The sequence below is a fragment of the Pseudomonas zanjanensis genome (assembly GCF_014268745.2).
Taxonomy (GTDB): Bacteria; Pseudomonadota; Gammaproteobacteria; order Pseudomonadales; family Pseudomonadaceae; genus Aquipseudomonas; species Aquipseudomonas zanjanensis.
The window spans coordinates 647,566-672,238 of sequence record NZ_JABWRB020000002.1; the positions used below are offsets into that span (position 1 = coordinate 647,566).

Genomic DNA, 24,673 nt, shown 5'->3' on the forward strand with positions numbered 1-24,673 from the left:
CTAAGGTCCTGCCCGGCTTTTGTGGCGAGGGAGCTTGCTCCCGCTGGGCCGGTCCGACGCTTCGGGCGCAGCAGCCCCAACATTTCATGCCTTGATCTATTTTGAGGTTGAAACATTTTGGGACCGCTTCGCGCTCCAGCGGGAGCAAGCTCCCTCGCCACAAAAGCACCTTGCGAGCATTCAACGTGTTTGAGCCTGCTCCACCAACCACCCCATCAACTCCTGTAAAGGCCCCGAGGCCTGGGGCTTGCGCGGGTGCACCAGGTGATAGCCCAGGCCGGTCTTGACCTTCAGCTCGAACGGCATCACCAGTCGGCCGGCGCTCAGGTCGTCGCCGATCAGCGACCAGTCGCCAATCGCCACGCCAGTGCCCTGGGAGGCCATGGACATCGCCAGGTCCAGGGTTTCGAAGTGCTGGCCCTTGCTGACATTGCTTAAATGCACATCGGCCGCCGCCAGCCAGGCGTTCCAGTCGCGCTGGTCAAGGGCCGGGTGCAACAGCAGGTGGTGTTGCAGGTCGGCGGGATCATGCAACGGCACCAGGCCTTCCAGGACCGGGCGCGAGCACACGGGCGTCAGTTGCTCATCGAACAGGTGCAGGCACGCCAGCGAGGTGTCCGGCGGCGGGCCATAGACCACCGCGGCGTCGAAGGCTTCGCGCTGGAAATCCACGCCGTGCCTGACGGTAGTGGTCAGCTCCACCGGCACGTCCGGTCGTTCCTTTTGCCACTGCAACAAACGCGGCAGTAGCCAGCGCATCACACAGGTCGGGGCCTTGAGCCGCAGGACCTGGCGCTTCTCGCCGATCTGCTCGACCGCTTCGTCGATCAGGCTGAACACCTGCTGCACCCGTGGCAGCCAGGCCTGGCCCTCGGCGGTCAGGCTCAGGCCGCGCGCCTGGCGCCGGAACAGCGCATAACCCAAATGATCTTCCAGCCCGGCGATCTGCCGGCTCACCGCGCCCTGGGTGATGTGCAGCTGTTCGGCGGCCCGGGTGAAGTTGCAACATTGGGCCGTGATCAGAAACGTGTGCAGCGCTGGCAACGGGGGGAGTCGTTTCATTTCGATCCAGCCATGACGTGAGGACATGGCTAGTATGACTTTTTATCCATTGTTGGCGCCATGCCCGGACCGTTCCAATAACCCCATTCCCAAGACAGGAAAGGGGCCGCCGCCTGCGCTGCGCGGCCCTTTATCCGACCAGAAGAAAGGCAATGGCAATGGCGACGTGCGGCGAAGTATTGGTCAAGTTACTTGAAGGTTATGGCGTGGAGCAGGTGTTCGGCATTCCCGGCGTGCATACCGTCGAGTTGTACCGCGGGCTGGCCCGTTCGAGCATCCGCCATGTGACGCCGCGGCATGAGCAGGGCGCAGGCTTCATGGCCGACGGTTACGCCCGGGTCAGCGGCAAGCCCGGCGTGTGTTTCATCATCACCGGCCCGGGCATGACCAATATCACCACCGCCATGGGCCAGGCCTATGCCGATTCGATCCCGATGCTGGTGATCTCAAGCGTGCAGTCGCGCAGCCAGTTGGGCGGCGGCCGCGGCAAGCTGCATGAACTGCCGAACCAGTCTGCGTTGGTAGGCGGTGTCGCGGCGTTTTCCCACACGCTGATGTCCGCCGCCGAGTTGCCCGGCGTGCTGGCCCGGGCGTTCGCGGTGTTCCAGGCCGGGCGCCCACGGCCGGTGCACATTGAAATCCCGCTGGATGTGCTGGTCGAAGACGCCGATGCCTGGCTGGCCAGCGTGCCAGTGAATATCAGCCGCGCCGGTGCCGCACCCCATGCGGTCAAACAAATGGCTGGCCTGCTGGCGACGGCGCGACGGCCTTTGATCCTGGCCGGTGGCGGGGCCATCGACGCCGCGGCCGAATTGACCGAGCTGGCCGAACGCCTCGGCGCACCCGTGGCGTTGACCATCAATGCCAAGGGCCTGTTGCCGGCGCGCCATCCGTTGTTGATCGGCTCCACCCAGAGCCTGGTGGCGACCCGTGCCTTGGTGGCCGAAGCGGACGTGGTGCTGGCCATCGGCACCGAATTGGCCGAGACCGACTACGACATTACCTTCGCCGGCGGCTTCGAAATTCCCGGTGCGCTGTTGCGTATCGACATCGACCCGGACCAGACCGTGCGCAACTACCCGCCGCACTTGGCCTTGGTGGCCGACGCCCGCATCGCGGCCCGGGCCGTGCTCGACGAATTGGGCCGGCAACCCTTGGCCGAACGCCACGCCGATTGGGGGCCGGCGCGTGCCGCCCGGTTGCGCGCCGAGCTTCAAGGCAGTTGGGACGCCGCGACCCGGGCCCAGACGGTGTTTCTCGACACAGTCTTGCAGACGCTACCGGAGGCGGTGTTCGTCGGCGATTCCACGCAACCGGTGTACTCCGGCAACCTCACCTTCAATCTGGAACAGCCGCGCCGCTGGTTCAACTCATCCACCGGCTACGGCACCCTCGGCTACGCATTGCCGGCGGCCATCGGTGCCTGGCTCGGCGGCAAGGACCTGGGCCACGGCCGCCCGGCGGTGGTGTGCCTGATCGGCGACGGCGGGTTGCAGTTCACCCTGCCGGAACTGGCCAGTGCCGTGGAAGCGCGCACGCCCGTGATCGTGTTGCTGTGGAATAACCAGGGTTACGAGGAGATCAAGAAATACATGGTCAACCGCGCCATTGAGCCGGTGGGGGTGGACATCTACACCCCGAATTTCATCGGTGTTGCCAAGGCGTTGGGCTGTTTTGCCGAGGCCATCGATGATGTGCCGTCGCTGAGGGCCGCGTTGCTGGCGGCGTGTGAGCGGCAGGGGCCTACGTTGATTGAGATCGATCAGGCGCGCTGGAAACCGACGAGTTGAGTCGCAACGACTGGCCTCTTCGCGAGCAAGCCCGCTCCCACAGGGGATCTGTGGTGATCACAGATGTTGTGTTCACCGCAAATCAAATGTGGGAGCGGGCTTGCTCGCGAAGGGGCCGGCAAGGGCTGCACAAACCTCAGATCAAACAGTCATCCGCAACCGCGCCAGATCCCTTAGCGGCGGCGCGCCGAACAACCGGCTGTACTCGCGGCTGAACTGCGAAGGACTTTCGTAACCCACCCGATACCCCGCCGCCGAAGCTTCCAGCCCTTCGGCCAGCATCAGTCGGCGGGCTTCCTGCAAGCGCAGTTGCTTCTGGTATTGCAGCGGGCTCATGGCGGTCATGGCCTTGAAGCGGTGATGCAAGGTCGAGACGCTGAGGTTCACTTCCCGGGCCAGGTCATCGATGCGCAACGGCTGTTCGAAATGACCGTTGAGCCATTTGATCGCCTGGCTGATGCGGTGGCTCTGACTGTTGGCGATGGCAATTTCATACAGCCGATAGCCCTGCGGGCTGCGCAACAGGCGATAGAGGATTTCCCGGCGCACCAGGGGCGCGAGCATGGCGATGTCTTTCGGCGTGTCGAGCAGCCGTGCCAGGCGCAGGACGGCGTCGAGCATCGGCGTGTCCAGCCGTTCGACATACAGCCCACGCCCGGCGGGGCGGGTCGGCACGCCCAAGGGGCCGGCGTCGGCGATCAACGCGGTGATTTCCGTCGGGTCGATGTCCAGGCGCAAGGCCAGGACCGGCAGTCCGGCGGAAACGTCGGTGATGCATCCACTGAGTGGCATCGAGACCGAGACCACCAGGTAATGCAGCGGGTCGTACTGGAACGACTCATCCGCCAGGCACACCTGTTTGCTGCCCTGGGCCATGATGCACAGCGCCGGTTGCGCCAGCACCGGGGCGAATCGATGAGGCTGGCTGTGCCGCGACAGGTTCAGCGAGCCGATGGCCGTGGCGTAGCTGCCGTCTTCGCTGGTGTTGCGGTCAATGATCGACGCCAGTTCGGCGCGCTGTTGTTCCAGGTACGTGTCCAGCGGGACGTGGGCGTGATCGAGTGGCGACATGCCGGAATCCTCAGGCAATAGGGAGCAATGGACAAAGCTTATGTTTGTGCAAGGCGCAGCGGTAGCCACATCCTGTTGAAAGCTTGCCTGATCCTGCACGGCGCAATGGGCCATGACGGTGCAACGCTGCCGAAACTTGCTTGAAACCTTTTGTTTCAACTTCCCGGGTTGCCAGCGGATCGTTGGCGGATTTTGTGCGGCCGATGCGCAGGATCGTGCAATGGGTCGGCAGGAATCGACTAACGAAGCTGGCGGCGCGGCGCTTAACCTTTGATCCTGTCGCAGCCTGTCCCCGGCTGCACAACGGATTACCTGGGAGGGTTGAACATGACTACACACATCCCCGTCAGCCACATGGCTTTTGTCCGGGCCCGCGGCGGTTGCTCCAAGCAATTGGGTGCGCGCCTGAGCACGCTGATCGCACCTTCGCGCCAGGCGCCCGGTTGCCTGCACTTTGCCTTGCAGCAATCGCAATGCGACGCTGATTTGTGGCTGGTGTCCGGGCTCTGGGTCAATCAGCCGTCCATGGACGCTTACTTCAATTCGCCGGCCATGGCGATTTTCGCCGAGCTGGTGCAAGACCTGGTGGTGAGCAGCCTGGATTTCCATACCTTCAGGGAAGTCTCCGCAGCCCAGGCGACCGAAGGGTGCCGGGCACAGGTACACAAACTGGCGGGTTGAAGGTTTAATGGCGGTCATTTTCCACCGCCAGGATGCACAAGACATGGCACGTAAAGCCTTTGAAACCTTTGAAGCTGTTTCTGCTGTTGTTCCCAAGGAGGGCGGTGGTTACCACGCCGCCATAGCCACCAAGGCCATCGGCGGCTCAGGTGCGCCGCGCTTCAACAAGGTGCTTGAAGAGCAGACGTTCGAGACCGCCGTCAAAGCCGATGAAGCGGCAGCCCTGCAGCTGACCCACCTCAAGGGTGTCGATGACGAGGGCGGGTTGGTCTGGTAAATCAGCATTGATGGGAATGCTTTTGTGGCGAGGGAGCTTGCTCCCGCTGGGCTGCGCAGCGGCCCCTTTTTTGGTGGGCGCTGCGCACCCAAGCGGGAGCAAGCTCCCTCGCCACACACACCTTCATTTCAAGTGAGCGGTGTTGTTTGCAGGATTTTATCGCTTACTTCGGGCGATGCATCTTGAACAACGCCTCAGGCCCCAATTGGAAATAATCCGCCGGCCCGCCACCGCGCAAGATCGGCTCGGCGGCGGCGGTGTCGTACACCCCATCCTTCAACAGCCACTGGGCGATATGCACGGCGACCACTTCGCCGAGGATCAGCCAGCTCGGCACCCGCTCCTTGTCCGCCCGCTGCAATTGAATGATCTGCGTGACCTTGCATTCGAAGGACACCGGGCTTTCGGCGACGCGCGGTACCTGGATCACCCGTGACGGGGCCGCCGTCAGACCCGCGAGTTCGAACTCATTGACCTCGGGCGCGACCATCGCGCAGCTCTGGTTCATCTGCTCGGCGAGCGGGCGAGTGGCCAGGTTCCAGGCGAATTCACCGGTCTGTTCGATGTTGTTCAGGCTGTCTTTGCGCCCGACGCTGGAGAAACCAATGATCGGCGGCACGTAGTTGAACGCATTGAAAAAACTGTAGGGCGCCAGGTTCAGGCGGCCTTCGCCATCCTGGGATGAAATCCAGCCAATGGGCCGTGGGCCGACGATGGCATTGAACGGGTCGTGGGGCAGGCCGTGGCCGTTGGCGGGTTCGTAGAAGTGGATGTCATCGGGCATCGGGCCGGGTCCTGAATGGGTTGAAAACGAAGGGATAGTGCAAGGGTTGGTGAGTTATTTCCAGCCGCAAGCAAAACCTGAGCACCCGATACCTTTGTGGGAGCGAGCCTGCTCGCGATAGCTGTCTATGACGCGCAACCGTTGCCGCGTCGGATGATGTCATCGCGAGCAGGCTCGCTCCCACATTTGTTCTTCAGTGTTTTTCACTTTGTGTTCGGCTTGAGGCTGCCCGTTTTCCTGTGATCCAAAAACAACTAAGCCCGGCCGAGGCCGGGCTGTGAGGGTGTGGTGATCGGATTAGCTGATGGCAGCAGCGTTGGTGCGGTCGAAGCCATCTTCAGCGATTGCGCCATTGGTGCGGTCGAAGCCGTCGGCAGCGATTGCGCCGTTGGTGCGGTCGAAACCGTCGGCAGCGATTGCACCGTTGGTGCGGTCGAAACCGTCGGCAGCGATTGCGCCGTTGGTGCGGTCGAAACCGTCGGCAGCGATTGCGCCGTTGGTGCGGTCGAAACCGTCGGCAGCGATTGCACCGTTGGTGCGGTCGAAGCCATCGGCGGCGAGGGTAGAAGCGCCGGTGCGGTCGTAACCATCAGCGGCGATGGCCGCGCTGGTGCGGTCGAAACCGTCGGCAGCAAAAGTGTTGGCGGCCAGTACGGACAGGGTCAGGGCGATGATCAGTTTGGTTTTCATGGTCGTGCTCCAGAATGTTTGGCGTTAGGCGCCTTGGGTGTGGAGTTCATATTACGCTCGTTAATTTGATTAAAAAGCGCAAATAAATGCTTAAATCTATCAATTAAATAGATCTATATTGGGTTGCCACAGAACGGTCAATGAGGCCCATTGCCGGCGTATCGAATGGCGTTCTGTTGAGGGTGAGGATGGAGGTCAGGCATTAACCAGAGATTAATGTCGGATAAATCTTTGGACAGGCAGAACGAAAAAAGGGGCGAACCTGTAGGTTCGCCCCTTTTGTGCGTACGACTTGGAGATCAGTCGGTCACGATCCGTGAATGCTTGCGTGTATCTTTCATGGTGATGTACACCAGCAGCGACACGGCAATGCAGGCCGTCACGTACCAGTAGTAGCCGGTCTCCATACCGATGCTCTTGAACCACAGCGCGATGTATTCAGCGGTGCCGCCGAAAATCGACACGGTCAGCGCGTAGGGCAGGCCGACGCCCAGGGCGCGGATTTCGGTGGGGAACAACTCGGCCTTCACCACGGCGTTGATCGAGGTGTAGCCGCTGACGATGATCAGCGCGGCCATGATCAGGAAGAACGCGCCCCACCAGGTCTCGATGGTGTGCAGGGTGGTGAGGATCGGCACGGTGAACAGGGTGCCGAGGATGCCGAAGGCGATCAGGATCGGCCGACGACCGATCTTGTCCGACAGCCCGCCGATCAGCGGTTGCAGACACATGAACAGGAACAGCGTTGCGGCGGAAATGGTGGTGGAGTCGGAGATGCTCATGCCGACGGTGTTCACCAGGTATTTCTGCATGTAGGTGGTGTAGGTGTAGAAGGCCAGGGTGCCGCCCATGGTCAGGCCGACCACGGTCAGCAGTTCCTTGGGATGACGCATCAAGGTGCGCATGGCGCTTTCCTTGGCTTTTTCCTTCTTGGTGAACGACTCGGTTTCTTCCATGCCGCGACGCAGGTACAGCGCCACCACCGCACACAGCGCGCCGATGGCGAACGGGATGCGCCAGCCCCACGCGTACAGCTGCTCGGTGGTCAACATTTGTTGCAGCACGATCAGCACGCCGAGGGCGATGAGCTGGCCGGAAATCAGCGTTACGTACTGGAAGCTAGAGAAGAAGCCGCGGCGTTCCTTGGTCGCCATCTCGCTCAGGTAGGTCGCCGAGGTGCCGTATTCGCCACCCACCGACAGGCCTTGGAGCAGGCGGGCGAATACCAGCAGGATCGGTGCGCCGACACCGATGGTTTCGTAGCCGGGGCTCAGGGCGATGATCAGCGAGCCAAAGCACATCAAGTACACCGAGGCCATCAACGCGCGTTTGCGACCAGCGCGGTCAGCGTACAAGCCCATCAGCCAGCCACCGATCGGGCGCATCAGGAAGCCGACGGCGAAGATCGCGGCGGTGTTGAGCAATTGGGCGGTGGTGTCGCCCTTGGGGAAGAAGGCTTTGGCGAAGTACAAGGAGAAAGCGGCGTAGACGTACCAGTCGTACCACTCGACCATGTTGCCGACCGAGCCACTGAAGATCGACTTGATCCGGCTGGCGGTGGTTCTTTCACGGGCGGGCACGGCAGCCGACCCGATGGGCAGGGTGTTTGAGTTATCCATTGAAGGATCCTTCGTTTAATTGTTTTTGTGGAGCGCGTGGGAACGCAGCCTGACAGGGCTATAGCAGGAGCTGTGCCAGCTGGGAGAAGGCCGGTTTAGAGGGGGTTGTGGCGTTGCGTAAGCGGAAATCCGCTTATTGTGGCGGCGGGTGTGGGCGGGAATCCGCTTATGCAGGGGGAATGTGTGTTGTCAGTACCGGCCTCATCGCGAGCAGGCTCGCTCCCACATTTCTGTCCGGTGTACATATGATCCTTGTGGGAGCGAGCCTGCTCGCGAAAGCGGTGTGTCAGCCAACTCTGTATTGACTGATCCGACGCCTTCGCGAGCAAGCCCGCTCCCACATTTTTGCCCGACGTGTACACATGCCCCTGTGGGAGCGAGCCTGCTCGCGATGGCGCCAGTACAACCACCACAAAATGGCGGGCCCTACAAAAACATCTCCCGACTCAACCCATGCCGCTGCATCTTTTCATTGAAGGTGCGGCGTGGCAGTTGCAGTTCCTCAAGCACGGCTTTCACATCACCTTTGTGCCGCGTCAGGGCGGCGCGCAGGCACTGGGCTTCGAAGGCTTCCTGTTGGGCCGCCAGGGACTGGCCCGGCTCTGCCTCCAGGACGGGCAGTTGATCGAGTCCCAACACCTGGCGCTCGGCGACGTTGGCCAGTTCCCGCACATTGCCCGGCCAGTCGTGGCTCAGCAGATGGCTCAGTTGCGGGCCATTCAAGGGCGCGGCGGGACGGCCCAGGCGTTCGGCGGCGTGGTGGGTGAAATGTTCGAACAGCAAGGGGATGTCCTCGCGCCGTTCGCGCAGCGGTGGCAGGCGCAGTTCAGCGATGTTCAGGCGATAGGCCAAGTCTTCGCGAAAACGCCCGGCCCGGGCTTCGTCCAGCAGGTCGGGTTTGGTGGCGGCAATGATGCGCAGGTCCACGTTGATGCTCTGGTTGGAGCCCAGGCGTTCGAGCTTTTTTTCTTGAAGAACTCGTAACAGCTTGGCCTGCTGGGCCAGGGGCATGCTTTCGATTTCATCGAGAAACAGCGTGCCGCCATCGGCGTATTCGAGCTTGCCGATGCGCTTGCCCTGGGCCCCGGTAAAGGCGCCGCTTTCATGGCCGAACAGTTCGGCTTCGAACAGCGGTTCGGGAATCGCCGCGCAGTTCAAGGCCACGAAAGGTTTGCTCGCCCGCGGGCCGAAGTCGTGCAGGCAACGGGCGACCAACTCCTTGCCACTGCCGGTTTCACCACGGATCAACACGTTGACCGGCAATGTCGCCAGGTCCAGCACCTGACGTCGCAGGTTTTGCAGCGAGCGGGACACGCCAAGCAAGCTGGCGTCGAGCCTGGTCCTGGCATCGGCCTGCTCGTGCAATCGACGGTTTTCCAGCACCAGGAAACGCTTGTCCAGGGCCCTGCGCAAACTGCCAAGCAGGGCTTCCGGGCTGAAGGGCTTTTCCAGGAAGTCGTAGGCACCGTCGCGCATGGCCTCTACCGCCATGGGCACGTCGCCGTGACCGGTCAAGAGAATCACCGGCAGGTCTGGATCCCGGCGGCGCACTTCGGCCAGCAGATCCAGGCCACTGAGGCCGGGCATGCGCACGTCGCTGAGGATCACCCCGGGGAAATGCTCCGGCAGCCGGGCCAGGCATTCGTCGGCGCGGCTGAACAGTTGCACCTGGAACCCCGACAGGCTCAACCATTGCTCGACGGCACTGCGAATGCTGCCTTCGTCATCCACGACCATGACTGAATCAAGCATGCCGTTGAGCCTCCTGATCGATGGGCAAGGTCACGCAGAATACCGCGCCGTTCCCGTGGTTGTCCGCCGTCAGCCGCCCACCGGATTCATGAATGATTGCGAACGAAACCGCCAGCCCCAGGCCCAGGCCGTCGCCCACGGCCTTGGTGGTGAAGAACGGATCGAACACCTGGGCCAGGTGCTCCTCGGCGATGCCGGTGCCGCTGTCGCTGACGGTCAGGCGCCACAATTGCTCATCGGCCTCCAGCCGCACTTCCAAACGTTTGAGCGGTTGGCCGGCCATGGCGTCGAGGGCGTTGCGCAGCAGGTTGATCAACACCTGTTCGAGGCGGATCGCATCGCCGCGCACCCACGCCGGGCGGGTCAGGTGCAGCACGGTGCTGATCTGTTCATCGCGCAGGCGTGTTTCCAGCAGTTGCAGGGCTTGGTCCACCACTTCCGCCAGGTCCAGGCGTTCGCGCAGGCCGCTGGGGCTTTTGCGCGCGAACGTCTTCAAGTGGCCGGTGAGGGCGGCCATGCGGGTCAGCATGTCATCCACCGGCTTGAGGGCCTTGTAGGCGTCATCGACCCGACCGTGATCCAACAGCAGGCGCAGGGTTGCCAATTGCATGCGCTGGGCGGTCAACGGTTGGTTGATTTCATGGGCCAGGGCCGCCGACATCTGCCCCAACGCCGCCAGCTTGGCCGATTGCACCAGCCCGTCCTGGGCGGTGCGCAGATCCCGAGTGCGCTCCTCCACCAGCCGTTCCAGCTCTTCGCGGCTGCGCTGGCGCAACCTTGCCAGGCGCCAGCGCTGGTTGAGAAACAGCAACAGGAACACCAGCGCCAACCATAAGCCAGCGGCGGCGAGCCCGGCGTTGCGCAAGTCTTCGAAGGTGATTTGCGGGCGGCGCAGCAAGTGCAGGGTCCAGCCCTCGGCGGTCAACGGCAAGGATTCCCACAGGTAATCCGCCGAGCCATCGGGGGCTTCGACCCGGGCCAGATGGCTGTTGTCATCGAAGCGGCGCAGCGGCTCGAAGGCCAGCGGTTGCAGCGGTTGCTTGTCGTATTGGCGCGTAGCCTTGAGCTCGGCAAGGTCGCTGTCGGACAGAGCGCGCAGGTGGCGATAGCGCCAGCCCGGGCGGTTGGCGATGAAGATGATGCCTCGCGCATCGCTGACCAGCAACGTGTCGCTGCCCTGGCGCCACTCTCGCTCCAGCTCCGGGAATTCCAGCTTCACCACCATCGCACCGAGGAACTCGCCGTTGTCGTCGGTCACCGCGCTGGACAGGAAGTAACCGGGAATGCCACTGGTCACGCCCACCGCATAAAACCGCCCGGTGCCATGGGTGCGTGTCTGGATGAAGTAGGGGCGAAACCCGTAGTTGTGACCGACATAGCTGCTGGGCAGCCGCCAATTGCTGGCCGCCACGGCCAGGCCGGTACGGTCCATCAGCTCCAGGGTGGACGACTGCGCGGCGCCGTTGATCTTTTCCAGCTTGCGATTCAGTTCATCCTGTTGTGCCGGGTTGACCGGCCCCTTGAGGGCATCACGCAGTTGCGGGTCGAGCGACAGCACCGAAGGCAGGGCGCGGTAGCGTTCGATCAGGGTGTGCAACGAATTGGCATACAGCGCCAACTGCTGGCTGGCACGGCTGGCGTCTTCTTCCAAGGCCTCGCGCTCGGCGTGGCGCACGGCGAGGGTGGCGGCAACGGCCGCGCCGGCGAGGATCAGCAAGGTGTACAACGACAGGCGCAAGGTACGGGGGGTCGGCAGCATGCTGGCGTGAACCAGTGGAAAGTCGGGCGGGCACGATAGCATGGCGGTTGCTTCGAGCGATCAGGTAGTTAGCCTCCAACAGGGATTGGTGGTGGATTGGGGTGTTGTGTCACCTGAGATCCAGTGGGAGCGAGCCTGCTCGCGAAGACGCCAGCACATCCAACTTGATGTCGACTGACCCACCGCTTTCGCGAGCAGGCTCGCTCCCACAATGGTTTGTGGTGAGTGCAAAGTCTTTTTCCCAGCCGATTCCCTGTGGGAGCGGGCTTGCTCGCGAAGAGGCCGGTCCATCCAACATCACCGCAAACTGACACACCGCTTTCGCGAGCAAGCCCGCTCCCACAGGGGGCGGCTGTGGCATCACTGCATAAAAAAAAGCCGGTGGGGTTGTTGCCCCGCCGGCCTTTTTCACTGCGCCAAAATGCCTGTTACTGCACTTCGACCGCCAGGCTGTCGCTGATCTTTTTCTGCCAGATGGCAGGACCAGTGATATGCACCGACTCGCCCTTGCTGTCCACGGCAACCGTCACTGGCATGTCCTTGACCTCGAACTCGTAGATCGCTTCCATGCCCAGTTCGGCGAACGCCAGGACCTTGGATTTCTTTATCGCCTGGGCCACCAGGTAAGCGGCACCGCCGACGGCCATCAGGTAGACGGCTTTGTTGTCCTTGATCGCTTCGATGGCGGTCGGGCCGCGCTCGGATTTGCCGATCATGCCCAACAGGCCGGTCTGCTCGAGGATCTGGCGGGTGAACTTGTCCATCCGTGTGGCGGTGGTCGGACCGGCTGGGCCGACCACTTCGTCGCCGACCGGATCGACCGGGCCGACGTAGTAGATGAAGCGGCCCTTGAGGTCCACCGGCAAGGTTTCACCCTTGTTCAGCATCTCGACCATGCGTTTGTGCGCGGCGTCGCGACCGGTGAGCATCTTGCCGTTGAGCAGCACGGTTTCGCCCGGCTTCCAGCTCTGCACGTCTTCCGGGGTCAAGGTGTCGAGGTTGACGCGACGGGCCGACGGGCCGGCTTCCCAGACGATTTCCGGGTAGGCGTCCAGCGGTGGCGCTTCCAGCGAAGCCGGGCCGGTGCCGTCCAGCACGAAGTGGGCGTGACGGGTGGCGGCGCAGTTGGGGATCATGCACACCGGCAGGGAGGCGGCGTGGGTCGGGTAATCCATGATCTTCACGTCGAGCACGGTCGTCAGGCCACCCAGGCCCTGGGCGCCGATGCCCAGTTGGTTGACCTTCTCGAACAGCTCCAGGCGCATCTCTTCAATACGGTTCTGCGGGCCGCGGGCCTTGAGCTCATGGATGTCGATGGATTCCATCAAGACTTCCTTGGCCATCACCGCGGCTTTCTCGGCAGTGCCGCCGATGCCGATACCGAGCATGCCCGGTGGGCACCAGCCGGCGCCCATGGTCGGAACGGTCTTGAGCACCCAGTCGACGATGGAGTCGGACGGGTTGAGCATGGCCATCTTCGACTTGTTCTCGGAACCGCCGCCCTTGGCCGCTACGTCCACTTCCACGGTGTTGCCCGGGACGATGGAGTAGTGGATGACCGCCGGGGTGTTGTCCTTGGTGTTTTTGCGTGCGCCTGCCGGGTCGGCGAGGATGGAGGCACGCAGGACATTTTCTGGCAGGTTGTAGGCGCGACGCACGCCCTCGTTGATCATGTCGTCCAGGCCCATGGTCGCGCCATCCCAACGCACATCCATGCCCACGCGCACGAACACAGTCACGATGCCGGTGTCCTGGCAGATCGGCCGATGGCCGGTGGCGCACATGCGCGAGTTGATCAGGATCTGCGCCATGGAGTCACGGGCCGCCGGCGATTCTTCGCGCAGGTAGGCTTCGTGCATCGCCTGGATGAAATCCACGGGGTGGTAATAGGAAATGAACTGCAAGGCGTCGGCGACGCTCTGTATCAGGTCATCTTGCTTGATCACGGTCATGAGTCGCGCTCCTCTCTAAAGACGGGAACATTCAATAAGGTGCCGGCCGCTTGGGTGCATCGGTCGACGGGCGGCACCTCTATAAGGCACGCCGGGCATGCTGGCGCGACGCTAAAAAGGCGCGGCAGTATATCGCAGGCCAGCATCCTGTGGGAGCGAGCTTGCTCGCGATCGCGACGGACTGATGAGGATGGCGGTGAAAGCCTGTGGCGAGGGAGCTTGCTCCCGCTGGGCTGCGAAGCGGCCCCAGGATTTTGCGGTCGCTGCGCAACCGAGCGGGAGCAAGCTCCCTCGCCACAGGGATATCAGGGGAGCCAACCACTGCGTCAATTGGGCCATTGCTTTGACGCCATTTTTCTGCTCCAGAATTGAATGGTCATTTGTCCTACACGCCACTAAAGTGGCGTCTGGCCTGTAGCGTAGGACGCCTCCTGTCAGTTTCCTTTCCCATGGTGAGTCAACGATTGACCCATAACGCCATTCAACGTCTTTTGCTGAAACGCTTCGCTTTGGCGGCCGCGACGTACGCGCTGGCACTGGTTTTGTTGTGGCTGGCATTTTTCAGTGGGCATTACCTGGACTCGTTGCGCGGTGTCATCATCGGCAGCGTGTTGGTCGTGCTGTGCCAGGCCGGACTGTTCACATTGTTTATCACCGACCGCAACCTGCGCTTTGCCGACCCCAGCCTCACCGAAGTCCAGGTGTTGATCGGCCTGGGCTGGCAGACTTGGATGATGGCGCACCTGGACCAGGCCCGGGGCGTGTTCCTGGTGTTCTATGTGCTGATTCTGTTGTTCGGGCTGTTCCACCTGTCACGCCGGGCGTTTGTGCGCTGCGCGTCGCTGGTGTTCATCAGTTTCACCGCAATTACCCTCTGGGACGGTTACTTCTTCAGGCTTCCCGATCCCACCCTGGCCGGGTTGCAGGTGGCCGTGCTGTTTCTCGTGCTGGTGTGGCTGGTGTTTTACGCCCGCTACGTCCAGACCTCACGCCAGCGCATGCGTCAGCGGCGGTTTGCCTTGCAGGCGCACCAGGACACCTTGCGCGGGATGATGCGCCAGCTCGAAGACCTGGTGGCCACCGATGAGCTGACCGGGCTGTTCAATCGCCGGCATTTCCTGCGCCTGGCCTCCCGCGAACTCAACACCCTCCGGCCCGGCGTCGCCCATGGCCTGGCCCTGATCGACCTTGACCATTTCAAGCGCATCAACGACCTGCACGGCCACGCCGCCGGCGACCAGGTGCTCCAGGCGTTCGCCGCGGTCGCCACGGCATGCCTGCGCGAAGGCGATGTATTGGCCCGTTACGGCGGCGAGGAATTCGTCATGCTGCTGCCCGCTTGCGACCCCCAGCGCCTGACGGCCTGTTGCGAGCGGCTGCGGCTGGCGTTCACCGAAGTCGAACTGATCGGCCTGCAGGTCGGCGCCCTCAGCCTGTCGGCGGGCATGACGATGCTGGACATGGGCGATGACCTGGATAACGCGTTGCAGCGGGCCGACCAGGCCCTGTACCGTGCCAAGCGAGACGGCCGCAATCGGTGCGCCGCCGCTTGGGAGAACGTCGATGCCTGAACTGACAGTCGCCGGTCGGCACTGGACGGTGGCGGCGGGCAGTAACCTGCTGGACGCCTTGAACGGTGCCGGCGTGCCGGTGCCCTACAGTTGCCGCGCCGGGAGCTGCCACGCCTGCCTGGTGCAGTGCGTGGGTGGCGACGTGCGCGACAGCCGTCCCGATGCCCTGAGCCCGACGCAGCGCGACCAGGGCTGGCGGTTGGCCTGCCAATGCCAGGTGGTGGAGGATGTGCAGATCCATACCTTCGATCCGCAACGTGACGGCCAGGCCGCCCAGGTGATGGCAGTGGATTGGCTGGGCGGCGAGGTGTTGCGCTTGCGCGTCACGCCCGAGCGGCCGCTGCGGTATCGGGCCGGGCAGCATCTGGTGCTGTGGGCCGGCGAGGTGGCCCGGCCATATTCCCTGGCAAGCCTGCCCGAAGAAGACCGTTTCTTGGAGTTCCACCTCGATTGCCGTGAGCCCGGCCAGTTCATCGAGGCGGCCCGGCAGATGAACGCCGGCGACCCGATCCGGCTGGGCGAGCTGCGCGGTGGCGCCTTGCACTACGATCCCGACTGGCATGCCAGGCCGCTGTGGCTGCTCGCCGCCGGGACGGGCTTGGCGCCGCTGTTCGGCTTGCTGCGCGAGGCGTTGCGCCAGCATCACCAAGGCGCGATTCGCCTTATTCACGTGGCCCATGATGCGGCCGGGCATTACCTGGCCAAACCCCTGGAGGCGCTGGCGGCCAAGCATCAAAACCTCTCGGTGGAGCTGCTGACCGCGGCCGAGGCGCCGTCCGCCTTGGCGCAACTGCGGCTTGTTTCCCGGCAAACCCAAGCCTTACTCTGCGGCCATCCCGACCGGGTCGAGGCCTTTGCCAAGCGTTTGTACCTGGCCGGCTTGCCGCGCAATCAACTGCTGGCCGACGTCTTCCTGCCCCGTGGTTGAGCGCTGATTCCCAGACGCGAGACCGACCATGACCGAAACCCTGTTGCTCGACCGTGAACGCTGCCTGCTGACCGTGCGCTTGAACCGCCCGGACAAGAAAAACGCCCTCACCCGGGCGATGTACAGTCAATTGGCCCATGCCCTGGTGATGGCCGACACCGACCCGCAGATTCGCGCGGTGCTGCTCACCGGCTCCAGCGATTGCTTCACCGCCGGTAACGACATCGTCGACTTCCTCGAACAGCCACCGAACGACCTCGATAACCCGGTATTCCAGTTCATGCTCAGCCTGCTCGATTGCCGCAAACCGGTGATCGCCGCCGTGGCCGGGCCGGCGGTGGGCATCGGCACCACGTTGCTGTTGCATTGCGACCTGGTCTACGTCAGCCGGGATGCGCGGCTGCGCATGCCGTTCGTCAACCTGGGTTTGTGTCCGGAGTTCGGCTCCAGCCTGATCCTGCCGCGGCTGCTGGGCCAGGCCAGGGCTGCGAAATTGTTGCTGTTGGGCGAGGGCTTCAATGGAGAACAGGCGGTCGCATGGGGCATCGCCACCGAGGCGCTGGATAATGGCGAAGCGGTATTGGCCAAGGCCAGGGAAGTGGCATTGCGCTTCGAATCGCTGCCGCCGGAAGCGGTGTGTATCAGCAAGCAACTGATGAAAGCGCCGGACCGGGAAGCATTGCGCAAGGTGATCGAAGAGGAGGGCAAGTTGTTCACCCAACGCCTGCGCTCGCCCGAAGCGGTGGCGGCGTTGTCGGGGTTTATCAACAGGCGTTGAGTTTTTTGGTGCCTGGTCCGGCCCTATCGCGAGCAAGCTTTGCTCCCACAGTAGATCTGTGGTGTTCATGAATAATGTGTTCAACACAAGATCCCTGTGGGAGCGGGCTTGCTCGCGAAAGCGGTGGGTCAGCTTGCATCCATCTTGAATGAGCTGACGCCTTCGCGAGCAAGCCCGCTCCCACAGGTGAGATGTGTACGCCAGTCCAAGTGCCACATTTCTTGCAGGCAAAAACCCAAAAGCCCCACCATTCACATGGCAGGGCTTTTGTTTTTCAGCGCTCGGTCACTCAGACCATCGGGTCGCCAACGTGCAGGATTTTCATCCCGTTGGTGCCGCCGATGGTGTGGTAGCTGTCGCCCTTGGTCAGGATGACCCAGTCGCCGGTCTGCACCACGCCGCGCTTGACCAGTTCATCCACCGCCGCCTGGCTGACTTCGCCCGGTTGCAGGGCCGCCGGGTCGAACGGCACGGTGTAGACGCCACGGAACATCGACGCGCGGGCCTGGGTTTCGCGGTGCGGGGAGAACGCGTAGATCGGCACCGAGGAGCGGATGCGCGACATGATCAGCGGCGTGTAGCCACTTTCGGTCAAGGCGATGATCGCCTTCACGCCCGGGAAGTGGTTGGCGGTGTACATCGTCGCCAGGGCGATGCTTTCGTCGCAGCGCTCGAAGGTCTTGCCGATGCGGTGGCTGGAGGTCTTGCTGGTCGGGTGCTTTTCAGCGCCGATGCAAATACGCGCCATGGCCTGCACCGCTTCGAGCGGGTAGAGGCCGGCGGCGCTTTCGGCCGAGAGCATCACGGCGTCGGTGTAGTCGAGCACGGCGTTGGCTACGTCGGACACTTCGGCGCGGGTCGGCATCGGGTTCTGGATCATCGACTCCATCATCTGGGTCGCAACGATCACTGCTTTGTTGTGGCGGCGTGCATGCAGAATGATCTTCTTCTGGATGCCCACCAGCTCGGCATCGCCGATTTCCACGCCCAGGTCGCCACGGGCCACCATCACGGCGTCGGACGCCTTGATCAGGCCGTCGAGGGTTTCGTCGTCGGCCACGGCTTCGGCGCGTTCGATCTTGGCCACCAGCCAGGCGGTGCCGCCGGCTTCGTCGCGCAGTTGACGGGCGTATTCCATGTCCGCCGCGTCACGGGGAAAGGAAACGGCCAGGTAGTCGACTTCCATTTCCGCCGCCAGCTTGATGTCGGCCTTGTCTTTTTCGGTCAGGGCTGGGGCCGTCAGGCCACCGCCGCGACGGTTGATGCCTTTGTGGTCCGACAGCGGGCCGCCGATGGTCACGACGCAGTTCAGTTCGGTGGCGGTAGCGGTCTCGACGCGCATCACCACGCGACCGTCGTCAAGCAGCAGCTCGTCGCCGACGCCGCAATCCTTGACCAGGTCCGGATAGTCGATGCCGACCACTTGCTGGTTGCCTTCGGTCAGCGGATGGCTGGTGGAGAAGGTGAAGGTGTCACCGATCTTCAGCTCGATGCGCTTGTTGGCGAATTTGGCGATACGGATCTTCGGGCCTTGCAGGTCACCCAGCAGGGCAACGAAGCGGCCATGCTTGGCAGCGAGGTCGCGCACCAGCTTGGCACGAGCCTTGTGCTCGTCGGGGGTGCCGTGGGAGAAATTCAGACGGGCAACGTCCAGGCCAGCCAGAATCAGCTGTTCGAGAACTTCCGGCGAATTACTGGCCGGGCCAAGGGTAGCGACGATTTTGGTGCGACGGACGGACATGCAAGACTCCTCAAGTTCAAGCGCCAGCGAAGGCTACTATGCTCTTTGGGTGTAGTCATTGTTCATATGCACTACTTTTTCGTTTGTTTTTCGAAATGAACATTCCTGAAAATTTTTGCGCCTTTAACTACTAAAGCCGAACACTGCTCTTGTGGCGAGGGAGCTTGCTCCCGCTGGGCTGTGCAACAGCCCCAAGATTTTACGGTCGCTACGCAACCGAGCGGGAGCAAGCTCCCTCGCCACACAGGTGTTCACCATCGGAGTGTTTTCAGCTGAAGATTTTCCCCGCCAGGTCGATACAGAGCTCAAGACAGGAGAACCTCCCATGCGATTCGTGCTTTTTGTTGCCCTGGCCCTGAGCGTCACGGGCTGCACCCGTTGGTCGATGAACCACCACATGAACCTGGCCTACAAGGCTTATGACCGTGGCAATTGCGAGCAGGTCATGCTTGAGCTGTCCAAGGTCGACCGCGCCAGCCGCGCCCGCCGCTATATGCAGCCGGAAGTCTCGATGCTGCGCGGCCAATGCCTGGAGCGGCAGAAGCTGTTCATCGATGCAGCGCAGACCTACCAGTTCATCATCACCCAATACCCTAGCAGCGAATACGCGTTCCGCGCTCGCGCCCGGCTCGAAACCCTGCAGAGCCTGGGCCACTACCCGACCCGCAGCGCCTCGGCGATTCGTCCTGCTTCTTGACCCTCCCTCCCGTGGCCAGGAGTAATCCTGGCCATCCGTCCTCTGCCCGTCGTGTTTATGAAAATTAATACATGGGACTGGTTGCCTTCTAACCTTGGGCTATATTTGTACAAGTCGTAGTTAGAGCTAGATCTCTACTTTATAGAAGCACCTGAGACCGGCAGAAGTAAGCTCAAGGCGGTTGATAGCGTCTGGCACCGGGATTGGGGAGAGCGGGCTCGCTTGGGTTCGTTCCGAAGTGATCGGTTGGCCCTGTATGTGGCCGCTAAGAAAGCGATACAAGACATGTACAAGGAACGCCGAATCGAACGGCATCAGTTGCCGTATTTCCTCAAAGTGTTCAACGGTATCAACGACAGGCCCATCGGTTTTTTGGGCAACGTTTCTGAAAATGGGCTGATGCTGATCAGCCAGCTGCCGTTGATGGTCGGTGCGGATTTTGACCTGCACCTGAAAATCCCCGCCGACGAAGGGCCACAGGAGAACATCCAGTTGAAAGCCAGGTGCCTGTGGTGTCACGAAGACGTGACGCCGCAGCATTTCGATGCCGGTTTCAGCTTGCTGTGGGCGCCACCGGACTATGGGCAACTGGTGAGCGCGTTGCGGCAGTATTTCTGTTTTTATCCGTTGCCGGCGTCGGCTTGATGCCGCTTGGGTCCTAGCCGCAAGGCCTGGTTCCTGCGGGTGTACCTCACTTAATTGTGGGAGCGGGCTTGCTCGCGAAAGCGGTGGATCAGCTTGCAGCAATGCTGAATGTGCCGCCGCCTTCGCGAGCAAGCCCGCTCCCACAGGACCTTCATCCGCCTGCGTCTACAGGCATTCGGCCCTCAGCGCTGAACCCTCGCCTCGTTATCCAGCATCTTCTCCAGCAACAACACCCCCATCTCGCCCATTTGGTGAATCGCCAACGCCAGGTTGCGTGGGGCGCCTTCGAGGTCTTCCGATAGATCCAGGATCAGCGTGCTTACCGAACAGAAGGTTTCGTAGGTGTGGGCGAGCATGCCTTCGGGGTCGGCGTCGGGGGCGACGATGAAGTAGTCCGGTTGTTTGTAAGGTTTTTTGTCGGGTTGGCCGTGGTTGGGCTTGAGGTAGTAGTCGAGGGCTCTTTGGGCGGCTTCGTCGAGCTTTTCGGGGTCGGGGGTTTCGTGGGGTGGATTTGGAGTCGGCTTGATCATATTCACTTCTCGTTGGTGGTGCTGCCATCCGGCTCGCGACTAAACGAGGGGTGGCGGCTGGACGCAGGTTAGTCGACCGGTGAGAAGTGAAACCGGCGCGCCCGAGGGCGCCCTGCGCACAGCCACCATCAAGTGCGGGGATAGGGGAACCCGACTGGATGACACTAGTGCACATCACTTCATCGCCGGGCGACTAAACCCGATCGCTGGTTATCAGCGACGCGAATCAAGTTACGGGGCAAGGCCAAGGTGCACAAGCCGGCGGATTCTGGCGGATCTGTAGTCCGTTGCGCAAGGCGCTGTAGTTAATCGGACTTTTGCTGTCTCGCTGTAGGACCATTGTGACCGGGCTGCTGTTTCAGTGCGATGCGCCCCCCAAAAGGGGCTGCTACGCAGCCCAGCGGGAGCAAGCTCCCTCGCCACGGGTTCATCGCTTTCTTAAGTGATCAGCTTCAGGCGGTTCCGGCTTTTTTCCAGGCCAGGTATTGGGTCACCAGGGCCGCGCCCAATTCGCTGGGGCGCGAATCCAGGGTTGGCACGCCGTGGGCGGCGAGCTGCTTGTGCAGCTCGGCCCGCGCATTCAAATAGTCCACCGTCCCGCAATAGGCCAAGGCCTCGGGCAAGGTTTGCACCGGTGCCTGGCGCAACCGGTCGAGGGCGTCTTCGCGCAGGCTGGCCACCAGCACCCGATGCTGTTGCCCCAGCCGTTTCACGGCGGCGAGCAATTGCGCATCGTCTTCATCCCGCAGGTTGGTCACCAGCACCACCAGGGCCCGGCGTTTTTGCCGGGCCAGCAGTTCGGTGACGGCGGCCTGGTAGTCGGCGGGGCGTTGGCTGCTGTCGAGGTCGTACACGGTGTTGAGCAGGACGTTGAGTTGGCCGGTGCCTTTGACCGGGGCGAGGTAGCGGCTTTGCTCGCTGGCGAAGGTGCTCAGGCCCACGGCATCGCCCTGGCGCAGGGCGGTGTAGCTGAGCAGCAGGCAGGCGTTGAGGGCGTGGTCGAAATGCGCCAGCTCGCCGTCCTGGCTGCGCATGCGTCGGCCACAATCGAGCATGAAGATGATCTGCTGGTCGCGCTCGTCTTCGTATTCCCGGGCGATCGGCGTGCGATGGCGGGCGGTGGCTTTCCAATCGATCTGGCGCAGGCTGTCGCCCTCGCGGAATTCGCGCAGTTGATGGAATTCCTGCCCCTGGCCGCGGCGTTGCCGCTGGCGAATGCCGAGCTGGCTGAGCCAATTGTCCACCGCCAGCAACTGGCCGTCGTAGAGCCTGGCGAAATCCGGGTAGACGCGGGTGTGGTCGACGGCGTCCAGCAGGCGCTTATCGGTCCACAAGCCCAGCGGGCTCGGCAGGTTGGTTTCGCACTGGACGAAGGTAAAGTGACCGCGCTTGAGCGGGCGCAGGCGGTAGCCGACCTGGCTGCGCTGGCCGGGTTGCAGTTCGACCGACTGCGGCAGGTTTTCGAAGTCCAGACCATCGGGAACATGATCGAAAAGCTGCACGTGCAGCGGCTGGGCAAAGTCGTGGCTGACTTCCAGGCGGACATCACCCCAGCGGCCCAGGGCCAGGCTCCCGGGCATTTGCCGTTGCACCCGCGGCGAGGGCAGGCGTCGGACGCGCACCGCGTCGAGCAGCGCCAGGGCCAGCAAGGCCAGCAGCAACCCCCAGTTGATCGACAGCAGCGTCGATGGCACCGCGATGCCCAGCGCTCGCAGGGCGCCGAGCACGATGCTCACGGCCAGCAGCACGGCGAGCCAGGTCAGCAGCAGGCGTGAGGGTTTCATCGGTGCATGCCCTTGCAGGGGATGTTGGCCTTGGCAAAGAAATTTACTGCAGTGAGGTTTCCTGTGGCGAGGGAGCTTGCTCCCGCTGGACGCGCAGCGTCCCCTGGCGGTGTGTCAGATAGAACTTGGGGGCTGCTTCGCAGCCCAGCGGGAGCAAGCTCCCTCGCCACAAAAAGCATGCCTGCCACAAAGAATTTTCCTGGCACAAAAAGCATGCCTGCCACAAAGAATTTTCCTGGCACAAAAAGCACGCTTGGCACAGACGCCCTCATCACAACCGCGGCGCCGGCACTTGATCGAGCAGTTGCCCCAGCACCTGGTCCACCGACAGCCCTTCGATGTCCAGTTCCGGCGCCAGCCGCACGCGATGGCGCAGTACGGCCAGGGCGCAGCCCTTGATGTCGTCCGGCACGACGAAGTCGCCGCCGCGCAACAACGCCCGGGCCCGGGCGCAACGCACCAGGGCAATCGACGCGCGAGGCCCGGCGCCGAGGGTCAAGCCCGGCCAGCTGCGGGTGGTGCGGGCCAGGCGCACGGCGTAGTCGAGCACCTGGTCGTCCATCGGCAGGTCGCTGGCGATGCGTTGCAACGCTTGCACGTCCTTGGCCTGCAACACCATGCGCAGCGGTTGCACGTCGAGCATGTCGGCGCGGGTCGAACGGCTGACCTGGCGGACCATGTCCAGCTCCTGTTCGGCATCCGGGTAATCCATGCGCACCTTGAGCATGAAGCGGTCGAGCTCGGCTTCCGGCAGCGGGTAGGTGCCTTCCTGTTCGATGGGGTTCTGGGTGGCGAGGACCATGAACGGCTGGGCGATAGGCAGGGCGCGGCCCTCGAGGGTGACCTGACGCTCCTGCATGGCTTCGAGCAGCGCGGCCTGGGTCTTGGCTGGCGCACGGTTGATCTCGTCGGCCAGCAGCAGATGGGTGAACACCGGGCCCTTGCGCAGCTTGAACTGCTCGGTCTGCAAGTCGTACACCGCATGCCCGGTGACGTCGCTGGGCATCAGGTCGGGGGTGAACTGGATGCGCGCGAACTCGCCGTTGAAACAGCGAGCCAGGGCCCGCACCAGCAAGGTCTTGCCCAGCCCGGGAACGCCTTCGAGCAATACGTGGCCACCGGCGATCAATGCCGTGAGCACATCGTCGATCACACTGGCCTGACCCACCACCGCCTTGCGCAGCTCGGTGCGGATAGCCTGGGCCAACTGACTGGCGCGCTGGCGCTGTTGGACGGCGTGGGCCTGGCCGTCGGTAGGTTCGTTCTGTTCAGTCGTCAATTCTGGCGTTCTCCTAACGGTTAAATCCTATGACTCGCGATATGGTGCAGTGCCGGGCGCTGACAACTGAGTCGCTGCACACCTTAGCCCATTTGAAAATGCAGGTTCGGAAAGATCAATCCGGCGAAGCGTGCGGGCAGACCCGCTTCCACCGTGCGGGACCGGGGGGTACTGCTGACCACGATCCCCGCTTCGATCAAGCGGCCCAGTTCTTCCGTTGCCAGCCGATCCTTCAAGCCTGTGAACACCTTGAACTCCGCACGCGGCATCGCACCTTGAGTGAGAAGCGCCAGCACAGCGGCTGCACTGGTTGGCCGGATGCCGGCACGGCGAAGCTCGGGATCCGTCGAGAACACATGAACAACCTGCTCGCGCAGCTTGGCCGGGTTTAGCGAGGTGGTCATGTACTCAATCTGGTCGCGGCAGACATCGAGCATGAATTCGATGAAGTTGAAGTAGTGACGCTGTGAAAGTTGGCCACGCCCGTCATAGTCACCCTCACGCGGGCGATCAGCCAGGGCCAGGAAGCGATAGTACTCATCTTGCCTGCGAGCCAGGCCGCGAGACAGTGACCAGAGAAAAGGTTTCAGCCCAAGGTGAACCAGTTGTAGGTGGGTGAGCATCCGAATCACTCGACCATTGCCGTCCAGGAAGGGGTGAACAAGCGCCACCCGGTGATGGCCTGCCAGGGCCGCGACCAATTGGCGCCGCGGATCCCTGATTCGTCCGTAGTGCAGCTGCAGATGCTCAAGCATGGGCAATACAACAGCCGCCGCTGGAGCGACATGCGCGCCGACCTGGACCTGTTCATTCTCTTCGGCCCGCAGCCTGCCGGGTTCCATCAGGCGCCCATCGCCCAGGGTCAGTTCCTGCTTGGACGCGTCCTTGAACAGTCGACGATGGATGGCCGCGATCAACTTGGGATCGAACAGGGCGGAGAAATTCTCCGCTGGCCGCATGCGAAATAGCCGCTCCATCACCTCCTGCTGCGTCATGTGCTGCACGGCCAGCTCTTTGAGTTCCTTTCGTTCCCGTTTTGGTGTCGTGCGAGCAACCTGCAGGTCGGCAATCTCGGTGCGATGCCCTTCGATCAGGTTCGAGTAGTAGGTGTTGGTGATGCGCAACAGGCCCGCCAGTTGCCTGGATGTCTCATCGGCCAGACGTCCGGCCAGAAAGGTTGCCTTGCGTGGCAATTGATCCGCAGCCTGAATGATCGAGTCGGGCAGACTTTCTGGCAGTACGGGATCAAGGTACGTTTTCGAGGTGATCATCGTTTTGCTTCC

22 protein-coding genes are annotated in these 24,673 nt (G+C 62.6%); 9 read left to right on the forward strand and 13 right to left on the reverse strand.

The genetic code is table 11. From position 1 onward, the window contains the following. Positions 1-180: 180 nt before the first annotated feature. Positions 181-1,062: a LysR substrate-binding domain-containing protein gene (locus HU715_RS18625; RefSeq protein ID WP_186706401.1), complete on the reverse strand. Its 882-nt coding sequence runs from the start codon at positions 1,060-1,062 to the stop codon at positions 181-183. A gap of 158 nt (positions 1,063-1,220) precedes the next feature. Here HU715_RS18625 and HU715_RS18630 point away from each other — a divergent pair, with 158 nt between their 5' ends. Then, a complete protein-coding gene (locus HU715_RS18630) occupies positions 1,221-2,852 on the forward strand; it encodes a 5-guanidino-2-oxopentanoate decarboxylase (protein ID WP_186706404.1) in 1,632 nt (543 codons plus the stop codon). Between the two features lie 141 nt (positions 2,853-2,993). Here HU715_RS18630 and HU715_RS18635 read toward each other — a convergent pair whose 3' ends face one another. Then, a complete protein-coding gene (locus HU715_RS18635; protein ID WP_186706400.1) occupies positions 2,994-3,923 on the reverse strand; it encodes an AraC family transcriptional regulator in 930 nt (309 codons plus the stop codon). Between the two features lie 112 nt (positions 3,924-4,035). Between HU715_RS18635 and HU715_RS18640 the strand changes: the two genes are divergently transcribed. From HU715_RS18640 to HU715_RS18650, 3 genes are read left to right on the forward strand one after another with little or no spacing between them, the layout of a single operon-like run. Then, positions 4,036-4,197, forward strand: coding sequence for a hypothetical protein (locus HU715_RS18640; RefSeq protein ID WP_186706399.1), 162 nt, complete (start codon positions 4,036-4,038; stop codon positions 4,195-4,197). 53 nt (positions 4,198-4,250) lie between these two features. After that, the gene (locus HU715_RS18645) at positions 4,251-4,604 is read left to right on the forward strand and encodes a putative quinol monooxygenase (protein ID WP_053124710.1); all 354 of its coding nucleotides are present in this window, start codon (positions 4,251-4,253) and stop codon (positions 4,602-4,604) included. A gap of 43 nt (positions 4,605-4,647) precedes the next feature. Next, the gene (locus tag HU715_RS18650; RefSeq protein ID WP_186706398.1) at positions 4,648-4,881 is read left to right on the forward strand and encodes a hypothetical protein; all 234 of its coding nucleotides are present in this window, start codon (positions 4,648-4,650) and stop codon (positions 4,879-4,881) included. Positions 4,882-5,044: 163 nt separating this feature from the next. Here the strand turns inward: HU715_RS18650 and HU715_RS18655 are convergent, their stop codons facing one another. The 6 genes from HU715_RS18655 to HU715_RS18680 form a co-directional block, all read right to left on the reverse strand. Beyond that, the gene (locus HU715_RS18655) at positions 5,045-5,665 is read right to left on the reverse strand and encodes a flavin reductase family protein (protein ID WP_186706397.1); all 621 of its coding nucleotides are present in this window, start codon (positions 5,663-5,665) and stop codon (positions 5,045-5,047) included. A 297-nt stretch (positions 5,666-5,962) separates the two neighbouring features. After that, a complete protein-coding gene (locus HU715_RS18660) occupies positions 5,963-6,355 on the reverse strand; it encodes a heme utilization protein (RefSeq protein ID WP_186706396.1) in 393 nt (130 codons plus the stop codon). A gap of 299 nt (positions 6,356-6,654) precedes the next feature. Next, positions 6,655-7,974, reverse strand: a complete 1,320-nt coding sequence (locus HU715_RS18665; RefSeq protein WP_186706395.1) for an MFS transporter — start codon at positions 7,972-7,974, stop codon at positions 6,655-6,657. 426 nt (positions 7,975-8,400) lie between these two features. Next, a complete protein-coding gene (locus HU715_RS18670; protein ID WP_186706394.1) occupies positions 8,401-9,726 on the reverse strand; it encodes a sigma-54-dependent transcriptional regulator in 1,326 nt (441 codons plus the stop codon). Next, entirely contained in the window at positions 9,719-11,485 is a 1,767-nt protein-coding gene (locus tag HU715_RS18675) for a sensor histidine kinase (protein WP_186706393.1), read from the reverse strand. The genes HU715_RS18670 and HU715_RS18675 overlap by 8 nt, the downstream gene beginning before the upstream one ends. Before the next feature lie 428 nt (positions 11,486-11,913). After that, a complete protein-coding gene (locus HU715_RS18680) occupies positions 11,914-13,437 on the reverse strand; it encodes a fumarate hydratase (protein ID WP_003178511.1) in 1,524 nt (507 codons plus the stop codon). 464 nt (positions 13,438-13,901) lie between these two features. On the opposite strand from HU715_RS18680, the gene HU715_RS18685 reads away from it, so the two are divergent. From HU715_RS18685 to HU715_RS18695, 3 genes are read left to right on the forward strand one after another with little or no spacing between them, the layout of a single operon-like run. After that, a complete protein-coding gene (locus tag HU715_RS18685) occupies positions 13,902-15,008 on the forward strand; it encodes a GGDEF domain-containing protein (RefSeq protein WP_186706392.1) in 1,107 nt (368 codons plus the stop codon). Further along, entirely contained in the window at positions 15,001-15,936 is a 936-nt protein-coding gene (locus tag HU715_RS18690; RefSeq protein ID WP_186706391.1) for an iron-sulfur-binding ferredoxin reductase, read from the forward strand. The genes HU715_RS18685 and HU715_RS18690 overlap by 8 nt, the downstream gene beginning before the upstream one ends. Before the next feature lie 28 nt (positions 15,937-15,964). Continuing rightward, positions 15,965-16,714 (forward strand): enoyl-CoA hydratase, encoded by a 750-nt coding sequence (locus HU715_RS18695; protein WP_186706390.1) that lies wholly within the window; start codon positions 15,965-15,967, stop codon positions 16,712-16,714. Positions 16,715-17,003: 289 nt separating this feature from the next. On the opposite strand, the gene pyk is transcribed toward HU715_RS18695, so the two are convergent. Next, positions 17,004-18,455: a pyruvate kinase gene (gene pyk / locus HU715_RS18700; RefSeq protein WP_053124684.1), complete on the reverse strand. Its 1,452-nt coding sequence runs from the start codon at positions 18,453-18,455 to the stop codon at positions 17,004-17,006. A gap of 325 nt (positions 18,456-18,780) precedes the next feature. Between pyk and HU715_RS18705 the strand changes: the two genes are divergently transcribed. Both HU715_RS18705 and HU715_RS18710 read left to right on the forward strand, forming a co-directional pair. Continuing rightward, positions 18,781-19,152 carry a tetratricopeptide repeat protein gene (locus HU715_RS18705; protein ID WP_186706389.1) on the forward strand — a complete coding sequence of 124 codons (372 nt, stop codon included), beginning with the start codon at positions 18,781-18,783 and terminating at the stop codon, positions 19,150-19,152. A gap of 285 nt (positions 19,153-19,437) precedes the next feature. Continuing rightward, a complete protein-coding gene (locus tag HU715_RS18710) occupies positions 19,438-19,797 on the forward strand; it encodes a PilZ domain-containing protein (RefSeq protein WP_186706388.1) in 360 nt (119 codons plus the stop codon). 182 nt (positions 19,798-19,979) lie between these two features. Here HU715_RS18710 and HU715_RS18715 read toward each other — a convergent pair whose 3' ends face one another. From HU715_RS18715 to HU715_RS18730, 4 genes are all read right to left on the reverse strand, one after another. Continuing rightward, positions 19,980-20,327: a DUF6124 family protein gene (locus HU715_RS18715; RefSeq protein ID WP_186706387.1), complete on the reverse strand. Its 348-nt coding sequence runs from the start codon at positions 20,325-20,327 to the stop codon at positions 19,980-19,982. Between the two features lie 452 nt (positions 20,328-20,779). Continuing rightward, complete coding sequence (locus HU715_RS18720) at positions 20,780-22,111, reverse strand: DUF58 domain-containing protein (RefSeq protein ID WP_186706386.1); 1,332 nt, start codon at positions 22,109-22,111, stop codon at positions 20,780-20,782. A 271-nt stretch (positions 22,112-22,382) separates the two neighbouring features. After that, positions 22,383-23,390: an AAA family ATPase gene (locus HU715_RS18725; RefSeq protein WP_186706385.1), complete on the reverse strand. Its 1,008-nt coding sequence runs from the start codon at positions 23,388-23,390 to the stop codon at positions 22,383-22,385. Positions 23,391-23,473: 83 nt separating this feature from the next. Next, positions 23,474-24,661: a Fic family protein gene (locus tag HU715_RS18730; RefSeq protein WP_186706384.1), complete on the reverse strand. Its 1,188-nt coding sequence runs from the start codon at positions 24,659-24,661 to the stop codon at positions 23,474-23,476. Between the last annotated feature and the right edge of the window lie 12 nt (positions 24,662-24,673).